General features: G+C 28.4%; 20 protein-coding genes. 18 read left to right on the forward strand and 2 right to left on the reverse strand.

Annotated features, from left to right (window positions below; translation table 11 throughout):
• Positions 1-41: 41 nt before the first annotated feature.
• The 8 genes from I2E98_RS13240 to I2E98_RS13275 all read left to right on the forward strand — a co-directional run bounded on the left by I2E98_RS13240 (position 42) and on the right by I2E98_RS13275 (position 8,684).
• Positions 42-782 carry a YebC/PmpR family DNA-binding transcriptional regulator gene (locus I2E98_RS13240; protein WP_195469372.1) on the forward strand — a complete coding sequence of 247 codons (741 nt, stop codon included), beginning with the start codon at positions 42-44 and terminating at the stop codon, positions 780-782.
• 474 nt (positions 783-1,256) lie between these two features.
• Positions 1,257-1,598, forward strand: a complete 342-nt coding sequence (locus tag I2E98_RS13245; RefSeq protein ID WP_195469373.1) for a tyrosine-type recombinase/integrase — start codon at positions 1,257-1,259, stop codon at positions 1,596-1,598.
• A gap of 581 nt (positions 1,599-2,179) precedes the next feature.
• Positions 2,180-2,746: an NAD-dependent epimerase/dehydratase family protein gene (locus tag I2E98_RS13250; RefSeq protein WP_195469374.1), complete on the forward strand. Its 567-nt coding sequence runs from the start codon at positions 2,180-2,182 to the stop codon at positions 2,744-2,746.
• Between the two features lie 15 nt (positions 2,747-2,761).
• Positions 2,762-3,223 carry an Rrf2 family transcriptional regulator gene (locus I2E98_RS13255; RefSeq protein ID WP_195469375.1) on the forward strand — a complete coding sequence of 154 codons (462 nt, stop codon included), beginning with the start codon at positions 2,762-2,764 and terminating at the stop codon, positions 3,221-3,223.
• 341 nt (positions 3,224-3,564) lie between these two features.
• A complete protein-coding gene (locus I2E98_RS13260) occupies positions 3,565-3,972 on the forward strand; it encodes an FxLYD domain-containing protein (RefSeq protein WP_195469376.1) in 408 nt (135 codons plus the stop codon).
• A gap of 156 nt (positions 3,973-4,128) precedes the next feature.
• Positions 4,129-4,665, forward strand: coding sequence for a hypothetical protein (locus I2E98_RS13265; protein ID WP_195469377.1), 537 nt, complete (start codon positions 4,129-4,131; stop codon positions 4,663-4,665).
• 191 nt (positions 4,666-4,856) lie between these two features.
• Positions 4,857-7,031, forward strand: a complete 2,175-nt coding sequence (locus I2E98_RS13270; RefSeq protein ID WP_195469378.1) for a 5'-nucleotidase C-terminal domain-containing protein — start codon at positions 4,857-4,859, stop codon at positions 7,029-7,031.
• A 273-nt stretch (positions 7,032-7,304) separates the two neighbouring features.
• On the forward strand, positions 7,305-8,684 hold the full coding sequence (locus I2E98_RS13275; RefSeq protein WP_195469379.1) for a dicarboxylate/amino acid:cation symporter: 1,380 nt from the start codon (positions 7,305-7,307) through the stop codon (positions 8,682-8,684).
• Between the two features lie 290 nt (positions 8,685-8,974).
• On the opposite strand, the gene I2E98_RS13280 is transcribed toward I2E98_RS13275, so the two are convergent.
• The gene (locus I2E98_RS13280; RefSeq protein ID WP_195469380.1) at positions 8,975-9,475 is read right to left on the reverse strand and encodes a QueT transporter family protein; all 501 of its coding nucleotides are present in this window, start codon (positions 9,473-9,475) and stop codon (positions 8,975-8,977) included.
• Positions 9,476-9,905: 430 nt separating this feature from the next.
• Here I2E98_RS13280 and I2E98_RS13285 point away from each other — a divergent pair, with 430 nt between their 5' ends.
• From I2E98_RS13285 to I2E98_RS13330, 10 genes are all read left to right on the forward strand, one after another.
• Entirely contained in the window at positions 9,906-10,136 is a 231-nt protein-coding gene (locus tag I2E98_RS13285) for a hypothetical protein (RefSeq protein ID WP_195469391.1), read from the forward strand.
• Positions 10,137-10,230: 94 nt separating this feature from the next.
• Positions 10,231-10,872 carry a hypothetical protein gene (locus tag I2E98_RS13290; protein WP_195469381.1) on the forward strand — a complete coding sequence of 214 codons (642 nt, stop codon included), beginning with the start codon at positions 10,231-10,233 and terminating at the stop codon, positions 10,870-10,872.
• A gap of 195 nt (positions 10,873-11,067) precedes the next feature.
• Positions 11,068-11,487 (forward strand): hypothetical protein, encoded by a 420-nt coding sequence (locus I2E98_RS13295; RefSeq protein ID WP_195469382.1) that lies wholly within the window; start codon positions 11,068-11,070, stop codon positions 11,485-11,487.
• A gap of 199 nt (positions 11,488-11,686) precedes the next feature.
• The gene (gene ruvA, locus I2E98_RS13300; RefSeq protein ID WP_195469383.1) at positions 11,687-12,292 is read left to right on the forward strand and encodes a Holliday junction branch migration protein RuvA; all 606 of its coding nucleotides are present in this window, start codon (positions 11,687-11,689) and stop codon (positions 12,290-12,292) included.
• 11 nt (positions 12,293-12,303) lie between these two features.
• Positions 12,304-13,335, forward strand: coding sequence for a Holliday junction branch migration DNA helicase RuvB (gene ruvB, locus I2E98_RS13305; protein WP_195469384.1), 1,032 nt, complete (start codon positions 12,304-12,306; stop codon positions 13,333-13,335).
• Between the two features lie 10 nt (positions 13,336-13,345).
• Positions 13,346-14,371, forward strand: a complete 1,026-nt coding sequence (gene queA / locus I2E98_RS13310; RefSeq protein WP_195469385.1) for a tRNA preQ1(34) S-adenosylmethionine ribosyltransferase-isomerase QueA — start codon at positions 13,346-13,348, stop codon at positions 14,369-14,371.
• 30 nt (positions 14,372-14,401) lie between these two features.
• Positions 14,402-15,541, forward strand: a complete 1,140-nt coding sequence (gene tgt, locus I2E98_RS13315; RefSeq protein WP_195469386.1) for a tRNA guanosine(34) transglycosylase Tgt — start codon at positions 14,402-14,404, stop codon at positions 15,539-15,541.
• A 154-nt stretch (positions 15,542-15,695) separates the two neighbouring features.
• A complete protein-coding gene (gene yajC / locus I2E98_RS13320) occupies positions 15,696-15,971 on the forward strand; it encodes a preprotein translocase subunit YajC (protein WP_195469387.1) in 276 nt (91 codons plus the stop codon).
• A 54-nt stretch (positions 15,972-16,025) separates the two neighbouring features.
• On the forward strand, positions 16,026-16,403 hold the full coding sequence (locus I2E98_RS13325) for a TIGR04086 family membrane protein (protein ID WP_195469388.1): 378 nt from the start codon (positions 16,026-16,028) through the stop codon (positions 16,401-16,403).
• Positions 16,404-16,678: 275 nt separating this feature from the next.
• Positions 16,679-22,927, forward strand: a complete 6,249-nt coding sequence (locus I2E98_RS13330) for an alpha-amylase family glycosyl hydrolase (protein ID WP_195469389.1) — start codon at positions 16,679-16,681, stop codon at positions 22,925-22,927.
• Between the two features lie 65 nt (positions 22,928-22,992).
• Here the strand turns inward: I2E98_RS13330 and I2E98_RS13335 are convergent, their stop codons facing one another.
• Positions 22,993-23,181 (reverse strand): hypothetical protein, encoded by a 189-nt coding sequence (locus tag I2E98_RS13335; RefSeq protein WP_195469390.1) that lies wholly within the window; start codon positions 23,179-23,181, stop codon positions 22,993-22,995.
• Positions 23,182-23,525: the final 344 nt, after the last annotated feature.

Consider the following 23,525-nt stretch of genomic DNA (forward strand, 5'->3'; position numbering starts at 1 on the left):
GATTTTTATAAACAAATTCAAAGGTTTAGGAGGATGAAATAATGTCAGGACATTCAAAATGGCATAATATACAAAATAAAAAAGGTAAAGCTGACGCAAAAAGAGGGAAAATATTTACTAAAATTGGTAGAGAATTAATGATAGCTGTTAAAAATGGAGGACCAGATCCTGATAACAACCCTAAATTAAGAGATGCAATAGCAAAGGCAAAAGCAGCTAACATGCCAAATGATACAGTTCAAAGATCAATAAAGAAAGCTTCAGGTGAATTATCAGCAGTTGACTATGAAAGAATAGTATACGAAGGATATGGACCATCAGGAGTTGCTGTTATTGTTGATACTTTAACTGATAATAAGAATAGATCAGCAGGAAATGTAAGAAGTGCTTTCACTAAAGGTGGTGGAAACATGGGAACTACAGGTTGTGTAGGATTCATGTTCCAAGAAAAAGGTGAAATTGTTATAGAAAAGGGAGACCTTGATGAAGAAGAATTAATGATGATGGCATTAGATGCTGGAGCTGAAGATTTTAATAGTGATGAAGAAGAAGTATTCATAATCACAACTGCACCAGAAGATTTTGGTACAGTAAGAGAAGCTTTAGAAGCTGAGGGGTTAGAATTCTTAGAAGCAGCAGTTAAGATGATTCCAGATACATATACTGAAATTGATGAAGAAGCAGCTAAGAAGTTCCAAAAGATGTTAGACTTACTTGAAGATGATGATGACGTTCAAGAAGTTTACCACAATGCTGAATTCCCAGAAGGATGGGATGAATAGAAGGTTTAATAGCTATATAAAGTCCTATAAAATCATTCGATAGTGACATACATCTTATTTATTTACACTCTTAATATTGATATACATAATATCAATGTTAGGGGTGTTTTTGTTATTATAAGATTTATTGAAAGAATACAAATATGAAATGCAAATAAAGAGTTTTAGCATAAGAAGTATAAAAACTAGCTATAATTTAACGTTAAAGTTCATTAATTTTTGCTATAAGGAATTTGAAGTAAAAAAATATTGAAGAATTATTACCTATGCACTTAAAGGAATATATAAGTATATTCAAAATTTACAACGATCGGAAGTATATATCAACTATATTATAAAATATCTTAGAGGTTATTTTAAATATGCGGTAAAAGAGGATCATATTACAGATAAGCAAAATATTACTAAGAAGATTAGTTGGCTAAGAGAAAAAATACGTTGATTAAAATCTTTAATTATATAGAAGTAAAAAAGATGACTAAAGTATGGGACTATAAAAATTTATATAATGCAAGGAATAAAGCAATTATTGCTATGTTATTCGAGACTAGTATAAAGAATTTAGAGTTATGTAATTTGAGAGTTAATGATGTAATAGATACAGTGATTAAGGTTTTGGGCAAGGGAAACAAAGAGAGATATCTTCCAATAAATCCAGCATTAAAAAAGGTTTTAATTAAGTATGAAAGAATTAGAAGTGAATATATAAGAGATAAGCTAATTACTGAAAATATAAAATCGAATGATGACTCAGCACCATATCAGATCTATAATGGATCCAACATTTTTCTAAGTCTAATGGTGATAAGGGAATAGTTCTAGGATATCATTCTGAGACAACTAATAAAGTGAAATTAAGGCTAAGTGAAACTGAAGATTCTAATGGATGTAGTATTATAGCATACGGAAATTCAGATTTTAATAATTGATCAATAAAAAATGTCAATATAGTAAATACATATGCCAATACCGAAATTAGAATAGTAGCAGAAGTTAGTGCATTAGCAACTAATACTAAAGATAATATTAGATATGTTTATAAAGATATAACTAGTAAAAATAATAGAATTATATTGAGACTATGCTTTAATTTAATATACTAGTAAATTATAGTTAATAATAAAATAAAAAATGATTTAAAGAACAATTTGAAATTATTATGTAGATAAAATTAAATAATAAATTAATAAAAATACCGTATTATTCAAAAAAGAATATGCGGTATTGAAATATATATTTAAGTTATATAAGTTTTGGGTTAAAGTATATTTCTGAATTTGAAATTACATAATGTAAGAATAAAAATTATATTTTTATTATAAATCCATTGACGTTTCATATCTATAGATATAAAACATCTATGGAAATAATAATTTATATATTTAGAGGGGTGCTTTATGAAAGTTATATTGCTTGGTGGAAATGGATATATTGGAAGAGAAGTAACAAAACAATGGTTAAAGAAAGATTCACATGCAGAATTTTATATTATTTCAAGATCAGGAAAGAATAAATTAGTAGATAAAAGAATACATAATTTATCAGCTGATGTAACTGATTATAATTCTGTAGTAAGAGTGCTACCAGAAGGTGTTTCATGCATTATAGACTTTATCGGACGTCCAGAAAAAGATATGGAAGAACTTATAAAAGTTAATAAACAACCTGCAGAAGTAATGTTGGATATTGCTAAAAACTACAACATTGATAAGATAGGCTTTGTTGGTGGTGTTTTAGGACCGAAAAGCTTCGTAAATATTAAATCGGATATAATAAAGATGCTTCAATCAAGTCAAAAAAGAGTAGAATATGTAGAGCCTACAGTTGTTTATGGTGGTGATAGAAATGATATACTATCTAAAATGATTCCTATGTTTAAAATTATGGGGGTATTTTCCAATAAACTAAAACCAGTCCATGTAGAAGATATAGCTAGTGACTTAATTAGTAAGCTAACAAGATAAAAAGGGAGATTTGTAGTGAAAATAAGTAAAAGTTTTGAACAAGGAATATACGTCCTTTTAATGCTAGGATTACAAAAAGATAATCAATCTGTAAAAAGCAATGTTATGAGCAAAATTTTAAAAGTATCAGATTCTTATTTGAAAAAGATTTTAAGAAAACTAGTTTTGGCAGATTTAGTTATATCTAGTGCTAGTAAAGATGGAGGATTCCAATTAAAAAAATCATTAAATCAAATAACTTTATATGATGTATATAAAGCAATTGAAACAGAAGGAATTAAATATGAAATATCAGATTTAGCTGAACATATTTTTAATGATGATGAGCATACTAAACAAAGCAAGAAAAAAGTAATGGATACTATTGATTTAGGAGTTAATGCGTTTAATAGTGAATTATCATCTGTATATTTATCAGAATTGCTTATCGAAGAAGAAAATAGATGTATAAAGATAGATTGGAACGAAAAGGTATAAGGTATTGCAGTAGATTCCAATTAAGATAGAGATTAGATGAATTTTTATAGGAACAGTTTTAAAATCTTACGAAAGTAAATTAAATATTAAATTATGAGAATACCGTATTATTCAATAGAATATGCGGTATTTTTAGTTCGTAATTCAAAAATATTATTAACATATTAAAATAGGAATTTTAAAAGGATTAGAAATTATTATTAAGAATATAGTTTTGAGAAAAATAAATATATGATACTTTATAAAAAAATATAATATTTTAATAAAAAAGTAAAGTGGTTGTTAACTTTCTATATAAGAATAAATAAAATAATCCAAATAGTAAAGAAAGGTAAATAATTATGAAGAAAGTATTGATTGGTATTTTAATCGGGATATTAGTTATAGTAGGTGGATGTGTAGCTATAACTGGGTTTTCAGCAAAATCAGTAAGTGATTCAATATCTCAAATTGAACAAGAAACAGCCAATAAAGATGCTGAATATCAAAAATTATATGAATCTATACAATGGGAAGTTAAGGATGATGGCTTTACAAAAACAATAGAAGGTGTATTAGAAAGCACAACATATGAAGCTATAGATTACATACAATTTGATTACAAAACATTTGATGGACAAGGTGTTACTGTAGATAAGAGTTTTACTAATGAAACTGATATTGATCCAGGAGAAAAGAGAAGTATTGTAATTTATCCTATAAATGATTTTGAAACATTAGAAATAACGGCTTCATCATCAGCAATATAAAATAAAAATTATATATAACCCATACTAGATATTCAGAAAATATGTTGATTTTATATTGGATTTAGAAAATAGATTTGGATATAATAACAATTTATATTTTCCATAATTAAGTATTACAATATATTTAAAAGAAATAATGAGAGGTTAAATTATATTATGGAAACAATAAAAGTCAATGAGAAAGAATTTAAAATAATTAAATTATTAGGTAAAGGAAAAGGGGGATATTCCTATTTAGTATCTGATGATAAAGAAAAATATGTTGTAAAACAAATTCATCATGAGCCATGTGAATATTATCAATTTGGGAATAAAATACAATCAGAATTATCAGATTATAACAAGCTATATTCTACTGGTATTAGAATGCCTAAAATGTTAGATATAGATATAGAAAATGAAAGAATTCTAAAAGAGTTTATAGATGGATACACTATATATGAATTAGCATTAGAAGATAAAGTAACTCCAAGTTACATTAAACAAATTAAAAATATGTGTAAAATATTATACCCATTAAATATTAATATTGATTATTTTCCAACTAATTTTATTGTAAGCAATGAATTACTTTGGTATATAGATTATGAATGTAATAACTATATGGAAGAATGGAATTTTGAAAATTGGGGAATCAAATATTGGTCTAAAACTCCAGAGTTAATTGAATATTATAACAAAAATAAAAAATAATGATTATTGTTAAAGATAATTACTCTGTTAAATTTCTTTAGAGTTAGTAATATTATAAAACATATAAAAAAATTAACAAATTTATACGAATAATAAAAAAAGTATTGAAAAAAATGTTCGGATAATATATTATTCTTAATGTAGTAAAAGGTGTAGGGCTATTCATCTTAAATATGTTAAGGGGGATAAAAATGTTAAAGAAAAAAACTAAGTTACTAGCGCTTATAACTGCATTTACAATTAGTGCTGGATTAATAACACCAGTAAAATCAGTTAAAGCAGATGAGATTAATGTTGAAGCAGTACATAATATTGAAAGTATAACTTTAAATGAAGATGAAAAGAGTGATGATAAATCTTCAAATAAAGTTATAGAAATATTAAGTTTTAATGATTTCCATGGAAATGTATTAGAAAGTGGAAAAAATATTGGGGCTGCAAAATTAACAGGTATTATAAAAGAATATCAAAAGAAAGACGAAGCTAGTGATACATATGGGGTAGCAACAGTTTCAGGTGGTGATATATATCAAGGAACAGCAATTTCTAATATATTAGAGGGAGCACCTGTTAGTGAAATGCTTAAGGAAATTGGAATAGTAGCATCAGCTATAGGTAACCATGAATATGATTGGGGAGCAGATAAAATAAAGCCATGGGCAGATGAAGTAGGTTTCAAATTTGTAGCAGCAAATTTAATTGATGAAGCTACTGGAGAAGCACCAGAATATGCAGAACCTTACGTAATGACTACTGTTGATGGTATCGATATTGCATTTATAGGTATTGCAACACCAGAAACATTAACAAGTACAAAAGCTGAAAATGTTGTTGGCTTAAAATTCTTAGATATAGTTGAAACAATTGATAAGTATTCAGAAATTGTTAGATCAGAAGGTGCAGATATAGTAGTTGCATTAACACATTCACCAGCAGAAGAAAACAGTGATGGAACAATAACTGGTGAAGCTGCAGAAATAGCAGAAAATGCTGCTGATGTTGATGCAGTAATTGCTGCACATAATCATAAATTTGTTGATGGATTTGTACAAAACAACAATACTGGAAAAGATGTACCTGTTGTTCAAGCTGGATACAATGGTAGAGGATTATCAATAATTACATTTACTCTTGATGAAAATGAAGAAATTTTAAATGTAGATGCTAATACTAGACAATTTTATGTAGAAAGTACAACAAATGAATTTCCAGTAGATGAAAATGTTGCACAAAGTATGGATAAGTATAATGAAGAGTTAGCACCAACATTATTAACTGAAGTAGCAGAATTAAACTTTGATTTAGATCATGATAGATATGCTGGGGTTACACCTCTTGGAGTAACTGTTGCAGAAGCAATGAGACAGGCTGGTGGAACACAAGTAGCAATAGCTAATGGTGGTGGAATTAGAGCACCTTTAACAAAAGGAACTCTAACACTTGGGGATATGTATACAATATTACCATTTGATAATAATGTAGTTACTATGAAAGTAACAGGAGCTAAATTAAAAGAATTAATTCAGCATGGAATCAATCCAGATGGTTTTGGATGGGGACAATATTCTGGTTTAACAGTATGGTATGATTCAGCAACTGATGAAATAACTTCAATGAGATTATCAGATGGAACTAAAGTTGAAGATGATGAGTATTATACTTTAACAAGTATTGATTTCTTAATGACTGGTGGAGATAGTTATAACTTTGATGGACATATTGAGCCTGTTATTATTGGAGAAATGAGAGACGTTGTTATTGACCAATGGAAAAATGGTATTGATAAGTTAAATTATAATTTATTAATAGATGGTGAAGATACAGCAGTTATTCCAGAAGCTATGGCAGGAATTATAGATACATCTATAGTTACATTAATAAATGGTAATGGAAGTTATGAAAATCCATTAGAAATGAAAATTAATGATGTTGAAATTAATAAAGTAAAAGCTTTCTTAAATAACTTAAAACAATTAGGTAATTTAGAAATTGAAACTGAAGAAAATGATGAGTATACAGTATTTAAAATAAAGATTTCATTACTTGGTAAATCAGTAGAAGATCTTTATATTACATTTAATGTAGATAATACATTAACAGAAGTTATCCAATCAATAAATGCATTAAAAGAAGATACTTCAGTTGATAATAAGCCTGAAGAAACTCCAGAAACAAAGCCAGAAGTAAATCCAGGTGGAAGTGAAAATTCTGGAAGTGAAAATAATACAGGAAATAATAGTATTGGAAGCAATGATAAATTACCTCAAACTGGGACACCAGTTTCTTCTGCCCAAGTTGTATTTATAGCATTGGTTATAACTACAATTGGAGTTGTACTTCTTAAGAAAAAAGAAAATGTTGTATAAATTTAAATAGTATAAATGTTGACAAATTTAAAATTCAATGATAGCATAAAGAAAAAATCCCTTTAAATTGATTCGAGAAATCAATAAGGAAGTTATAGTATGCTTAAAAAATTATCTTTTTAATAGAAATATAGTTATTAATAAAGATAAATGATTTTGAATTATATTAGCCTTCCTTTTTAAGGAAGGCTTTTTTATATAAGTCAAAAAAGTGTATTATGCCTTATTTAGTTATTTGAATTAGGGAATAAACTAGTAAGGAGACTGAAACAAATGAAAACAAGTAAAATTAACAACAGCAACAAATTAGCCATAAAAATGGCGGTAGCTCTTATTTTAGGATTAATAGCAGGAGTAGGGTGTATAATACTTAGAGAAAGTCTAAATGCTAACGGAAATGCACATATATGGACAAGTATTAACAATATATTATTCCAAGATATTTCAAAAGAGGGAGCAACAAATGCTATAGGAATCTTTTATATATTAGGTCAACTATTTGTAAATGCACTTCAGTTAGTAATAGTACCAATGGTATTTACATCAATAGCTTTAGCTATGTGTAAAATAAGTGATACTAAAAAACTTGGACGTATTTCATATAAGACAATATTAGGATTCTTAGCAACATCAGTTTTAGCATTAGCATTAGCCGGGGCAGTTGGATTTATAATTAAAAATTTAGGCTTATTTACAGCAAATGTGGAAAATGTTACAGCACAAGCAGGTGTAGCAAGTTCTACAAATCCATTATTAATAATAGTACAAGCGATACCAAATAACATAACAGCGGCATTTTCTACAAATGGAAGTATTCTTGCAGTAGTTTTTGTAGCAGTAGTATTAGGACTTTGTATAAACACTTTAGGAGAAAAGATAAAGGCATTAAAAACTTTATTGGAAGAAATAAATTCAATTATAACAGTATTTTTAAGTTTTATAATAACAAAGTTTGGACCTGCAGCAATATTTGTACTAATTACAAGAACATTTGCAATATATGGTGTAGATAATTTAAAACCAGCACTTGTATATGTAATTACTACGGTGTTTACACTGTTATTATTCTTAGTATTTGGATATGCATTATTTATAGCAATTGGAGCTAGACTTAATCCAATTAAATTTATAAAAAAGATAGGAAAAGTTGCTTTATTTGGATTTTCAACTTCATCTTCAGCAGCAACATTACCTTTAAATACAAAAACTACAACTGAAGAGTTAGGTGTTAGTGAAGATATTGCATCATTTATATTACCTCTTGGAATGACTATAAATATGAATGGTACAGCAATAATGCAAGTTATAGCAGCTATATTCATAGCTACAAGTGCAGGATATGACGTAACTATAGGAAACATAGTAGTTATAGCTCTATTAGCTTTAATATCATCTGTTGGTACACCAGCAGCTCCAGGTGCAGGAGCAATAATACTATTCACTGTATTAACAGGAATGGGATATAATAATGATGCAGCCATACTTGCTTATTCATTAATACTTGCAATAAACAGACCAATAGAAATGTTAGTAACTTCTCTAAATGTAGTTGGAGACGCAGCAACAAGTGTTGTAGTTGCAAAGTCAGAAGGTATGTTAGATGAAGAAGTTTATAATAATGAAATAGTTTTAGATATGGAGTCAGCTGAATAGACAACTAGAAAAGGAACAAGCTAGATTTAAATAGTGAAGTGTCTACTGTATATTTTACGGAAGGTAATTCATAGATAGCTTGTTCTTTTTTTATTTTTAAAATATTTATTTTAACTTATTTTTATTCTTATTTCCCGAATTTATGTAGAATACTATTGTTAAGTATAGTTGTATATCATTAGTATTATATATAGTGTTTAAAAGTGAAATTTTAAATCAGCATAAATTACTTATAGTATATATAGTTAGTTTGCATAAAAAAAAGGACAACTGAATGTCGTCCTAAATAACTATTTAAATGTCATTACATTTTTGAACCTAGATCCAGCTACTAGGAATAAAGGTACTCCAATGCATGTGATTATAACTAACTCTCCTAGTGCAACTTGTCCCATAGATAGAATTAATGGTAAACCATATAGCTTATTTAACATCCAACCAACTATAAGTCCGTTGAATATTGTTGGCCAAATAGATGCTATAAAAAGCTTAGCCTTATAATTCTTTATTATCTTACCAGTTAAATAAATAGCATATACACTAATAAATGTAGCTAGTGTTCCAAATAACACATCCATAGGACCATTAGGGCCTAATAGATTAGCAATTAGACATCCAAGTGTTAATCCACCTATATATAATGGATCAAATACAGCTAATAAAACTAAAATTTCAGAAATTCTAAATTGAACTCCCATGTAAGATAAAGGTGCAATAGCAACTGTTATAACTGCATAGATTGCTGCAATAATTGCGGTTCTAGTCAGTCTTTTAGTTAAATCATTTTTCATTTTGAAAAACCTCCTAATAAAAATTATTAGGAACCTAAGGCTTATAATAGTTAGAAGTTAGTAGTCTTTTATAAAAAATTATTTAAACAATTGTTAAAGTAAATTTACTAAAGTAATTACTAATTCTTATCTATTATTTTAAGTATAAACTTTTACCTAGTTTTGTTTTGAGACAGGAGGTTCCCGAACTGTCTATATTACAAAAATAAATTATACTTAATATTGTATTATAAATCAAGAAAAAGTGATTTTAATTAAAAATAAAATTTTTAGTGGTTAATTATCGATTTTAATCATAGTATAATAAGAGAATTATTATACTATGATTAATAAAATTTTATATATGATTAGAAATTAATATACATAGGCGGAATAAAATAATTAAACATTTAGATATAAAAATTTTTAATTGTAATAAGGGGGAGTTTTTGTGGAGTTTTTAAATGAAGATTTAAAAAGTAAATTTGAAAGTCATAAAAATAAGATACAAGAAAATATTGATATGGGAAAAAGTATGGGAGTAAATAAAATTAGTGCAATCCTTGCCATGGATGATGAAAGTGAAGAAATTCAAAGATTGTTAGTAAGTTGGTTGTTGTTAGAAGGATATAGAATTTCTCTTAAAAAAGAGGACTTTAGCATATTAACAATTGAATGGTAAAAGCTCATTTATGAGCTTTTATTTTTAAAAAAAATTTGATTTTATGAATATCATTCGTAAAGTTGTCAAGAATTACAACTAAGGAGTGATGTTTATGAAAAATAAATTTGAAAATAATAATAAGAAAGAAATAAGTAATGAAAATAAATATACAAATAAAAAATTATCAATAATTTCAGGAATAATTGTAACAGCTCTTGTAATTAGCTTTTTTGGAAGTTATTTCATAACAAATAGATTGACTAATCCTAAATATGCAAATAATACTACAGAAGAAGAGAAAACAGTCTATAATAATACTAAAGCTTTAGATGATGATATGATTTTAGTTTTAATGAATCAAGGTGTTATTGAAAAGGAACAAAGCATTTCAGAATTTAAGAAAGAAAACTCTATATCAAGTGAAATTAATCAACAATTTATTGTAAACTTTTTTGAAGCTAATGGATATAATTTAGAAGAGTTACAAGATGAAAAAGTAGTTTTTAGTAAAGATGGAACTACAAATGTATTACAACCTAATAAATATTACATAGGTGAGAAAGATGGATACTTTGCAATTTATAAAACTGATAGTGAAGGAAATTTAACAATTGAAAATGAAGATGATGTATATAGAGATAGTAGATCTATAGATTTCTTACAAGGTGAGGATTTGGAAGATATTAAAAATTTAAAACATTGTTATGATACAAAAGATGAAGCAATAGAAAAGCTAACCGCATACATTTCATAATGCTTATCCCATATAATCACTTTTTAAAAGTGATTTTTAATATACCCTTAAATTATATATATTTTTACATGAAGAGATTATAAATAGAATTTGGTTCTTATTTATAATCTCTTTCATTATAGGAAAATAGATGCTTGTATAACATTGTACATAAGAGGAGAAAATATTATTGTAAGCAAGTAAGGAGGCGAAGATATGAGTATTATGCCAAGCTTTGAATATTTATTAGTTATGCCTAGTGGAAATATCAGAGGGTTTCATGATGAAGAAACAGCTAAAGCATATATTAATAACTACTATTATTTTAGGACAAGAAACAATGATGTAGTTGGAGCATATGAGGATTTAACAGAAGATTTTGATGATATCGCTAATGTAATTTGCTATAAAATTGGAGTAGAAGAAGGAGAATGTAGATTATACAATACGCGAGAAATAATAGAAAAAATACAAGATGAAGTTATTTTTCAAGATGAAAAGGAAGAGTTAATTTCTAAATTATTATTTAACCCTTCTGAAATAAATACATTTGATTATGCAATAGATAATATATTTACCAATACAGATTCTATTGATATTATGGAACCGTATGGAGATCCAATAACAGGTCAATAATAAAGTAAAAGCAAAAGGGAGTTATGCTATATATTATATAAATAGTGTAACTCTTTATTATTGAAAAAATTAAAGTAAAATGGTAAAGTATAATGTAGACTAAAGAAGTAATAGAGTCAATATACAAATTTAAATTTTAGAAACTTAATTATAAGGAACAAAAATAATCTAATTTTTAATTAGATTAAGGGGGATGGCCATGTACGAATATATTAAGGGAAAATATATTGGGATTAATAAGGATTATGTTATCATAGAGAATAATGGTATTGGATATAAGATTTTTACATCAGGAGCAACTATGGCAGAAATGCCTAAGGTATCTGAAGAGGTTCAATTATATTTAGAACAAATAGTAAGAGAAGACTTTATAGGATTATATGGATTTAAAGATAGAGAAGAGTTAGAAATGTTTAAGTTACTTATTTCAATAAGTGGAGTAGGAGCAAAAGCTGCTTTATCTTTACTTTCAATAAGCAGAATAAATAATTTAAAATATGCAATAATTATGGAAGATGACAAGCATTTATGCAGAGCGCCTGGAATTGGGAAGAAAACTGCAGGAAGAATAATATTAGAACTTAAAGATAAGATTAAAACAGATGAAGTTTCTGAAGGTGTTGATATTCAACAAGGGTTTGAGGATATTGCACCAAGTAATAGTAATGCAATAGGTGAAGCTCTTGGAGCATTATTAGCTCTTGGATATTCAGAAAAAGAAGCTGAAAATGCACTAAAGAAAGTAAATAGACAAGAATCTGTAGAAAATATTATTAAGGAATGTTTAAGAGTATTAATGGGATAGAGGTGATAGATTTGGAGAGAATTATCACTCCAGATGAGATTCTGGAAGATGGAAACAGTGAGTTAAGTTTAAGACCTCAGAAAATTAATGAGTATATAGGGCAAGATAAAGTAAAAGAAAGACTTAATATTTTTATTACAGCAGCTAAAAGAAGAAATGAAGCATTAGACCATGTATTATTGTATGGACCACCAGGATTAGGTAAAACAACATTAGCTAATATTATAGCGAAAGAAATGGGTGGAGATTTAAAAATAACTTCAGGGCCAGCAATTGAGAGAGCAGGAGATTTAGCGGCTATACTAACAACATTAAAAGATAATGATGTTTTATTTATCGATGAAATACATAGATTAAATAGAAGCGTTGAAGAAATACTTTATCCAGCAATGGAAGATTATGCTTTAGATATAGTTATAGGAAAAGGAGCTGCAGCTAAATCTATCAGATTAGATTTACCGCATTTTACTTTAATTGGAGCAACAACTAGAATTGGGATGTTAACTTCTCCATTAAGAGATAGATTCGGAGTTCTTTGTGATATGGTATATTATACAGAAGAACAGTTAAAGGAAATAATTGTTCGTTCTGCCTTTGTATTAGGTTGTAATATAACTGAAGAAGGGGCATATGAAATAGCTAGACGTTCTAGAGGAACACCAAGAATTGCAAATAGATTATTAAAAAGAGTTAGAGATTATGCTGAAGTTTACTCTGATTGTTTAATTAGTTATAAAGAAGCAAAAGCAGCTCTTGAACTTTTAGAGGTAGATGCTCAAGGTTTTGATAGAGTTGATAATAAGATATTAGAAGCTATTATTGATAATTTTAATGGGGGACCTGTAGGAATAGAAACATTATCTTATTTTATAGGTGAAGAACTTGGAACTATAGAAGATGTTTATGAACCTTATCTTCTTCAAAAGGGATTTATAGTTAGAACTGCTAGAGGAAGAACAGCAACAGATAAAGCATATAGTCATTTAGGAAGATCAAGAGGTAAAAAAGTTACAAAAAGACAAACTAGTTTTTTTGAAAGTTAGGAGATATATAATGAAAACAAGTGATTTTGATTTTTACTTACCAGAGGAGCTTATAGCTCAACATCCATTAGAAAAAAGAGATTATTCAAGATTAATGGTTTTAGATAAGGCTACTGGAGAAATAGAACATAAGCATTTTTATGATGTTTTAGATTATTTAAATGAAGGAGATACTTTAGTTTTAAATAATACTAGAGTAATGCCTGCAAGACTTATAGGAGAAAAAGTAGAAAGTGGAGGTAAAATTGAATTTTTACTTTTAAAAAGAATTGAAGGCGATAAATGGGAATGTTTAGCGAAACCAGGTAAAAGAGCTAAGATAGGAACTGAATTTACATTTGGTAGTGGGAAATTAAAGTGTAAAGTTGTAGATATTGTAGAAGAAGGAAATAGAATAATTGAATTTTCTTATGATGGGATATTTGAACAAGTTTTAGATGAATTAGGAGAAATGCCATTACCACCTTACATAACAGAAAGACTTGATGATAGGGAAAGATATCAAACAGTTTATTCTAAAGAACAAGGATCAGCAGCAGCACCAACAGCAGGATTACATTTTACTAAGGAACTTTTAGAAAAAGTAAAAGAAAAAGGTGTAAATATTGCATATGTAACGTTACATGTAGGGCTAGGTACATTTAGACCAGTTAAAGTTGATGATGTAAATGAGCATGTTATGCATTCAGAGTTTTATCAATTAGATGAAGAAAATGCAAATATAATTAATGAGACCAAAAAACGTGGAAATAAGATTATTTCAGTAGGAACAACTTCTACTAGAACATTAGAAACTATTGGAGATGAAAATGGGTTTGTTAAAGCTCAAAGTGGATGGACTAATATATTTATTTATCCAGGATATAAGTTTAAAGTAGTAGACAATCTTATTACTAATTTCCACTTACCTGAATCAACATTAATAATGTTAGTTTCAGCTTTAGCTGGAAAAGAAAAGGTAATGAATGCTTATAATGAAGCTGTAAAAGAAAGATATAGATTCTTCTCTTTTGGAGATTCAATGATAATAAAATAATAAAAACATAAGTTAAAAGGACGTGAAGTTTTGAGTAAAAGATATACACTGTTAAAAAAAGACGGTAAAGCAAGAAGAGGAAGATTTGAAACACCGCATGGAACAATAGAAACACCAGTATTTATGAATGTTGGAACTTTAGCTGCAATTAAAGGTGGAGTTTCTTCTATGGACTTAAAAGAAATAGGATGTCAAGTTGAACTTTCAAATACATATCACTTACATTTAAGACCATCTGATAAAGTGGTGGCTAAAATGGGTGGATTACATAAGTTTATGAATTGGGATAGACCTATATTAACTGACTCAGGTGGATTCCAAGTATTCTCATTATCATCAATGAGAAAGATTAAAGAAGAGGGAGTTTACTTTAATTCACATATAGATGGTAAAAAGATATTCATGGGACCAGAAGAATCAATGCAAATTCAAAGTAATTTAGCATCAACAATAGCTATGGCTTTTGATGAATGTATACCAAACCCATCAACTAGAGAATATGTAATAAATTCAGTTGCAAGAACAAATAGATGGTTAGATAGATGTATAGCTGAAATGAATAGATTAAATTCATTACCTGATACAATAAATAAGGAACAAATGCTTTTTGGTATTAACCAAGGTGGTTGTTATGAAGACATAAGAATAGAGCATGCTAAGCACTTAGCAAAACTAGATATGGATGGTTATGCAATTGGTGGTTTAGCAGTTGGTGAAACTCATGAAGAAATGTATAGAATTATTGATGCAGTAGTTCCACATTTACCAGAAGATAAGCCAATATACTTAATGGGAGTTGGTACTCCAGAAAACATACTAGAAGCTGTAGATAGAGGTGTTGACTTCTTTGACTGCGTTCTTCCAGCTAGAAATGGTAGACATGGTCATGTATTTACAGGTGAAGGTAAAATAAACTTAATGAATGCTAAGTTTGAATTAGATGAAAGACCAATAGATGAAGGATGTCAATGTCCTGCTTGTAAGCACTATACAAGAAGCTATATAAGACATTTATTTAAAGCAAAAGAAATGTTAGCTTTAAGACTATGTGTATTACATAATCTGTATTTCTATAATAAATTAATGGAAGATATAAGAAATGCTATTGATAATGGTACATATAGTGAATTTAAAGAGCAAAAACTTAGAGAGTGGAATATAAAAAAATAAATTTAAATAATAGGTTTATGAATAATTTATTAAAGTTTAAAATATGAAGTGTTCATAGAATTGACATATAAATTTAAATAAAGTATATTATTTAATACATAGTAAATATTACAATGTATTGCTTTTATTATAAATGTGAAGGGAAGGGATTCTAATGGCACAATTATTAGCCACATTATTACCTTTAGTTGCAATGTTTGCAATCATGTATTTCTTATTAATACTTCCAGAGAAGAAAAGAACTAAGAAGTATAATGAAATGTTATCAGCTTTAAAAGTAAATGATGAAGTTTTAACTAGAGGCGGAATAATTGGAAAAATCATAACAATTGAAGAAGATCAAATGGTTATCCAATCAGGCCCAGATAGAGTAAGATTTAGAGTAACAAAAAATTCTATAGCTCAAAAATTAAATAAAGACGTTGCATAATAAAGAATATTACCCCCTTCTAGTTCATAGAATGAACTAGAAGGGGGTGTTCTTATGGAGTGGAAAGATTATTTTGGAAATGTTCTAAAGGGAGTTGTTGGATCGGTTGCAATAGTTACCATATTAACTGCTATTTTTTCATTAATTATGAGTTTTGTAGAAATTAGTCCTGGTATAGATAGTGCTATTAATGTTGGAATAACAAGTATAAGTTTAATATTTGGAACAATATTAGCGGCTAAATTATATGGACATAAGGGCTGGTTAATAGGTCTTTCAGTTGGTGTATTATTTTACATAGCTTTATATGCCATAGGAGTTTTATTTGGAGCTGAAGCTACTTTAGGATTATATGATTTGATGAAATTTTCACTTTGTGTGTTAGTAGGTATTCTTTCAGGTATGTTAGGAATTAATTTAGGAAGAGATTAAAAAATAAGAGAGGTATATTTAAAATTTAGATATACCTTTCTTAAACTTTAACCTATAATTATATCATTTTTATAGAACAAATAAATTATTTTTTTAGATATTTGTAATAAAATACAAAAAATAAAAAAATATAGAAAACAATTAAGTAATGATTTACAATATTAATGTAAGGTAAATTTAAAAATAGACTAAATATAATCAATATGGCAACGATTTCTAAAGTTTGTATATGATATTAAACTATTTTTAAATTAAAAAATAGGGAGGAGATTTTTATGAAGAAAAAAGGAGCTTTAAAGTACAAATGGCAAATATCAATTATGACATTAGTATTCTTTTGCTTAAGCTTGGTACCGTTTCCCAATGGATTTGTTGATGCTTTAGCAGAAACTATATTAAAAAGTCCTGTAATTAATAGTGACGGAACAGTTACATTTAATTATCAAGGTAATGGTACAGAGAATGCTGTAAAAGTAAAAGGTGAATTTAGCAGTTGGAATACAATTGATATGGAAAAGGGTGAGAATGATATTTGGACAACCACTGTTGAAGGAATATCAGGAATAAATCAATATGGAATAGTAACATGGTCACCAGATACAGTAGACCAAGAATTGGGAGATTGGCAAGGTGATCCATTAAACTCATATGAAAAAGATGGTAATCCAGCTGTAGTGGTTAATCCACAAGTTAGCAATGGGAGTGTTACATTATATTACTTAGGTAATGGAACAGAAACTAGAGTAGCTGTTAAAGGTTCTTTTGATGAAGACTGGGGAGTTTTACATGAAATGACTAATGAGAGTAGCACTAATATTTGGTCTGTAACTATGGATGTAGAACCAGGTAATTATGAGTATGGCATAGTAACATGGTCACCAGATACAGTAGAGCAAGAATGGGGGGATTGGCAAGGTGATCCTTTAAATCCTAAACATTCAGAGGATGGTAATTTTGCTTCTAATGCATTACTTACAGTTAAAGCTGAAGAACCAGCTGCTTTAATAAGTCCACAAATTAATGAAGATGGGACTGTAACATTTAGAGCTGAATATGAAGGAGAAGCTTTATATTTAATTGGTTCTATGGTTAATTGGGATGTAAGTAAAGAAATAAAAATGGAAAAAAATGAAGATGGTATTTTTACAACTACTATTAATTTAGATCCGGGAACTTATCAATATAAGTTTAAACCAAATTCAGGTGATAACTGGGAAGGTTCATTTGCAGATGCATTAAATGTTGAAACTGATGCAGATGGGAATTCAGTTGTTGTTGTACCTAAAGGTGCAGAAAAGAAGCTTGTAAAAGTTAGATTTATAAAAGAGGATGAAAGTAAATATGAAAACTGGGGATTCTGGACATGGTATCCAGGACAAACAGGAGAGTTTGTAAAGTTTGACTATATAGACAAAGAAGGAGCTTATGCTATTTTAGAGTTACCATCTCAAGTAACAGAAGGTGAACTTGGAATTATAGTTAAACAAGGAGAAGGATGGGATAATAAAGCTACTGGAGATTTAAAATATGAAATCTCAGAATTAAATAATGATAATAATGAAATAGTTGTAACTTATGGTGAAAAAGATAGCCCAGAAAGTGTTGTTCAAAGAGCATTTATAAGGGAATATGAAGAATTGACTGTTAATATTCATTATAAGAGAAATAAGAAAGATTATGATAATTGGAATATATGGTATTGGTTAGATGGTGGTGATGGAGATACTTTAAACTTTATATCTGATGATTCTTATGGAAAAGTAGCTACTAAAGTTTATAATAATCAAACTAATAATACAAGATTAGGTTTCCTTGTAAAGAGAACTGAGGGAAGCAATGAGTGGGCTGAAAAAGATATAGATACTAATAGATTTATTGATTTACGTCATGTATCTAATGATGGAACTTTAGATATATATATTTCTCAAGGAGTTGAGGAAGTTTCATATCATCAACCATTAGTTGAAAGAGAAGTAACAGATTTAGATGGGCAAGTAAATGGTAATATGTTATATCACAATTCTTGGGATAGTTTATATAAATACCCATTTGGAGCAGTTACTGAAGGAACTGATGTTACAGTAAGAATGCATGCACAAAAAAATGACTTACAATATGCTAGAGTATTAGTTAGAAATACAAGTACTAATAGATCAGACCTTTACAATATGGAAAAGGTGTCAACTATAACTGTAGATGAAGAAGAAGTTGATATATGGGAAGCAACATTTACTCCAGATGAAATTGGTGTTTATGGATATAAATTTATTGCTGGTGATGGAGACATAGTAAAATATTATGTTGAAGATGGTTATGAAGGAAAGAGCGGAACTGTAGGAGATAGAAATGGTTTATCATTCCAATTAACTGTTTATGATAAAGACTATAAAACTCCAGACTGGATGAAAGAAGCAGTTGTATATCAAATATTCCCAGATAGATTTAATAATGGAGATACATCAAATGATGATAATAAAACAAATGCTAGAGGAGAAGAGCCAATAGAAACACCTGAATCATGGTATTCACTTCCTGATAATCCTAGACTAGGAGAAAATGGAGTAGATGATATTAATGGAGCATATTCAGGAGATGGAATTTGGTCAAATGATTTCTTTGGTGGAGATATAAAAGGTATCCAAGAAAAATTAGATTATTTACAAGAATTAGGAGTAAATACATTATATTTAAATCCTATTGCAGCTGCATCATCAAATCATAAATATGATGCTACTGATTATAAGTCATTAGATCCAATGTTTGGAACAGAAAAAGAGTTTAAGGCATTTACTGCAGAATTAAAGAAAAGAGATATGCATTTAATAGTTGATGGTGTATTTAACCATGTTGGAGATGATTCAATTTATTTTGATAGATATGGTAAATATGATACTGTTGGTGCTTATGAATATTGGGCATATGTTTATGATGCTATGAATAAAGAAGGCATATCAGAAGAGGAAGCAAGAGAAAAAGCTGATAAATACTTTGTTAAGAATGGACAAACATTCAGTGAAGAAAAATGGCACTTATGGTTTAATATTAAAAATGAAAAAGTAGACGTTGGAACAACAACTGAAAGATATAGCTATCAAGGATGGTGGGGATATGATTCTTTACCAGAATTTAAATCATTAACAAAGGAAGAGGCTATAGAATTAGGATTAGCAAGTAAAAAAGACGAGTTTGTTGTTAAAGCAAGTGAATGGAACAATAAAGAATTAGTTGACTATATATACAAGGACAAAGATTCAGTAGCTAAACAATGGATTAATTGGGGAGCTGATGGATGGAGACTTGATGTTGCTAATGAAGTTGATACTATATTCTGGAATGATTTTAGAGAAGAAATGAAAGCTCATAATTCTGAAACACTTATTTTAGGTGAAATTTGGGATGATGCATCTAAATATTTTATTGGAGATCAATATGATTCAGTAATGAACTATAGAATAAGAGCTGCTTTAATTGATTATTTAAAAAATGGAAATGCTACAAGATTAAATGATACTTTAATGGCAGTTTATGAAGATTATCCAGCAGAAGCTTTCTATGCATTAATGAACTTAATGGGTTCACATGACGTTGCTAGAGCAATTTATGTTTTAGGTGGTGGAAGTGACACTGCTGAGAGAGCTGAATTTGGAGATTATAATGAAGAGTTAGGAAAGCAAAGATTAAAGCTTGCAGCTTTATTTGAATTTGGATATGCAGGGGCTCCTACTATTTATTATGGAGATGAAGCTGGAGTAACTGGTTCTAAGGATCCAGACTGTAGAAGAAGTTATCCATGGGGTAATGAAGATGAGTCATTAGTTAGTTTCTATGAAGCCATTGGAAGTGTTAGAGAAAATAATAAAGATTTATTCTCTCATGGAGATTTAACAACATTATATACAGGTACAGAAGGTGTATATGTATATGGAAGAACTTATAATAATGAGCATGCTATAGTAGCAGTAAATCCAACTAATACTGATGCTACAGTAACTTTAGAGTTAAATAAGTTTACTGGAAATGGTACAGAGTTTGTTGATGGATTAGATAATAATTATAAAGTAGAAGTAAAAGACGGAAAAGTTCAAATTACTATACCAGCTATGACTGGACGTATGATGGTAAGTTCAAATGTTGTAGAGTTACCAAATACTATAGATAATTTAAAAGCAGAAGAAAGAGATAGTGAAGTTGCTTTATCTTGGAAGGAAGTTGAAGGAGCTAAAGAATATAGAGTTTATATTTCAAGATTTGAAGGAAGTCTAGAAGAAGAAGTAAAAACTGTAACTACTAATAATGCTGTAATAAGCGAGTTAGTTAATGGTGAAAGAGTATACTTTGCAGTAAGTGTTATAGATGAAAATGGAAATGAATCTCCTTTAACTTGGAGTGAAGGTGTAACACCACATTCAATAATTACATGGTATGGAAATCTTACAGATGTTACTGCAAATACTGTAGACATAGAAACTTTAATAAATGTAAATGCAGAAGTATTTATTGAAAATGTATCTAATGCTGAAGGAGTGTCACCTGGATTAGTAGGAAGATTATTAGTTAAGTATCCTGGAGATAAAGAATTTACTGTAGTAAGTGGAAAATATATAGGTGAAAAAGGTAATAATGATGAATTTATGGCATCATTTATTGCAAATAAACCAGGTAAATACGAATATAAATTTGAATTTACTACTAAGGGAACTTATGGATTTAAAGATAAAAATTCTATAAAAACTACAGAATCAAAAACATTTGAATTAGCCTTAGGAGATAGCTTAGCTCCTATAGAATCAATAACTTTAGAAAAACCAGAACAGCAATCAGGAGAGGTTAACTTAAAATGGGCTACAACTGGTACAAATAATATTGCTTTATATGAAATTGTAAGAGATGGAAATGTAATTGCAAGAATTAAAGATGGTTCTCTTACATCTTATAAGGATACAGATGTAACTAATAAGACTGAATATGAATATAAAGTAATTGCATATACAAATGGTGGTAGTAGTGTTGCATCTAAGCCTGTTACAGTAACACCTGATTTAGTAATGGTTGAAGTAACATTTAAGTTACATGCTCCTTCATATACACCACTTGATGCTGTAATAACTATGCCAGGTGCAATGAATGGATGGGATGTTAATTCATGGGAAATGAGTAGAAATGGTGCTGTAACAACTGTCTGGTCTTATACTATCTCTGTTTTAGAAGGAGAAACTATTGAATATAAGTATGTTAAAGGTTGTAGCTGGGATCAAGAAGCTCTTATGAATTATTCTAATCCTAAGGCAGCAAACCAAAGTAAGTATGGATGTACAACTGGTGAAGGTGGAAATGAAAAAGTTATTGTTGTAAATCAAGGCGATGGAAAAATGGTTGTAGAAAATGAAGTAATAAGATGGAAGGATATGCCTGTTGTTATTTCAGATCCTTCAACTGGAAGTTATACTAAAAATGAAACTATAGTAGTTAAAGGAAATGCAATGTTAGATCCTAACTTAACTATAAATGGTGAGCAAGTTGAAGTTGATGAAAATGGTAACTTTGCTCATGAAGTTAAATTAGAACTTGGATTAAATAATATAGCAGTTCATATTGAACCAAAAGAAGAGAATATTAATAATCCAGATTTATTTAACAATAATGAAGAAGCTATTGGATTTGCCACTAAAGATTTAACTTTAGATATTACTAGATTAGGTGAAGGAGAAGAGATGCCTGAGGAACCTGGAGAAGGTGAAGAAGAAATTGTTATAGTAAAAACACATTTACAAATAGCTGTAGAAGAGGCTGAAAAAATATCAGAATCTAATCTTAAAGATATAGTGCCTGCAGTTGTTAAAGAGTTTAAGGCTGCACTTGAAGAAGCTAAAGTAATATTAGCTAAGGAAGATGCTACTCAAGAAGAGATTAATAAATCATTTGATAGATTAAGTAAAGTAATGCAAATGTTATCCTTCAAAAAGGGAGATAAGGAACAGTTAATTTTACTAGTAGAAAAAATTGAGTCATTAAAAGCTGAGGATTATTTTGAAGATACTTGGAATAATGTTCAAGTGGTATTATCTAAAGCAAAAGATGTAATTGCTAATGAAAATGCTATGGAAGAAGAAGTTGCTAGTGTTTATGATGAATTAGTAAGGTCATTCTTAAATTTAAGATTAAAACCAAACAAAGATATGTTAAATGATTTAATAAATAAAGCTGAATCATTAGTTTCAAGTGACTATACACCTGAAACATGGAATGTATTACTTCAAAAACTTAAATCTGCTAAAGTTGTTATGAAAAATGATAATGCAACTGAAGAAGAGGTAGTAAAGGTAGAAAAAGAGCTAAGATCAGCTATTGATGGATTGATTGCTAGCTCAGGTAATAACTCAAACAATACTTCAAATAATAACAATAACTCTTCAGAAAAAATTCCACAAACAGGAGGAACTAATACAATTTATTATATAATTATTGCATTAATATTAGTTGCTGGAGGAGCTTACTTTACATTTAAAAAGAAAAAAGTAAGTTAATAAATATATAATAAAGAAGCACCAATAAGATATTTTCTTATGGTGCTTTTTTATGTGTATAAATATTATAAGATATTTACCTTTTTTAACTTATCCTTTACTTCAAATAATCTTAATTCTAATGAATCTATTTTTGAAGATAGCTTATTTCTTTCTGTAATATTATTAGTTTTACTTAATTTAAGATTAAGGTTATCAATATCTGTTGCAAGTGAAATAATTTCTAAAGCATACTCCCATGCATTTTTTCCCATAAAACATCCCCCTTATTTAAAAGTTTATTAATATTTTATTAGAAATATAAAAAAAGATTACATTTTTTATAAAAATTTTGGAAAAAATAAAATGAAAACGATATAAATAATAGAAAAATATAATTAATTAACAAAATATATACCATAAATTACCTGTTAAAAAATAAACAAAAATACTTTACTATTTCTTACTAAAGTAGTATGATTTAAACAAGGATAATAATTATTAATAAAAAGAAATTAGTATTTAATATATAGTTTCTTTAAGATAGTGTAAAGTTTGGTATGAAAAAATAGCCTATGGCTAATTTTTGATAATAATAGAAAAATAACTTTGCAATATC

Source organism: Clostridium sp. D43t1_170807_H7 (assembly GCF_015555905.1).
In the GTDB taxonomy this organism is placed as follows: Bacteria; Bacillota; Clostridia; order Clostridiales; family Clostridiaceae; genus Clostridium.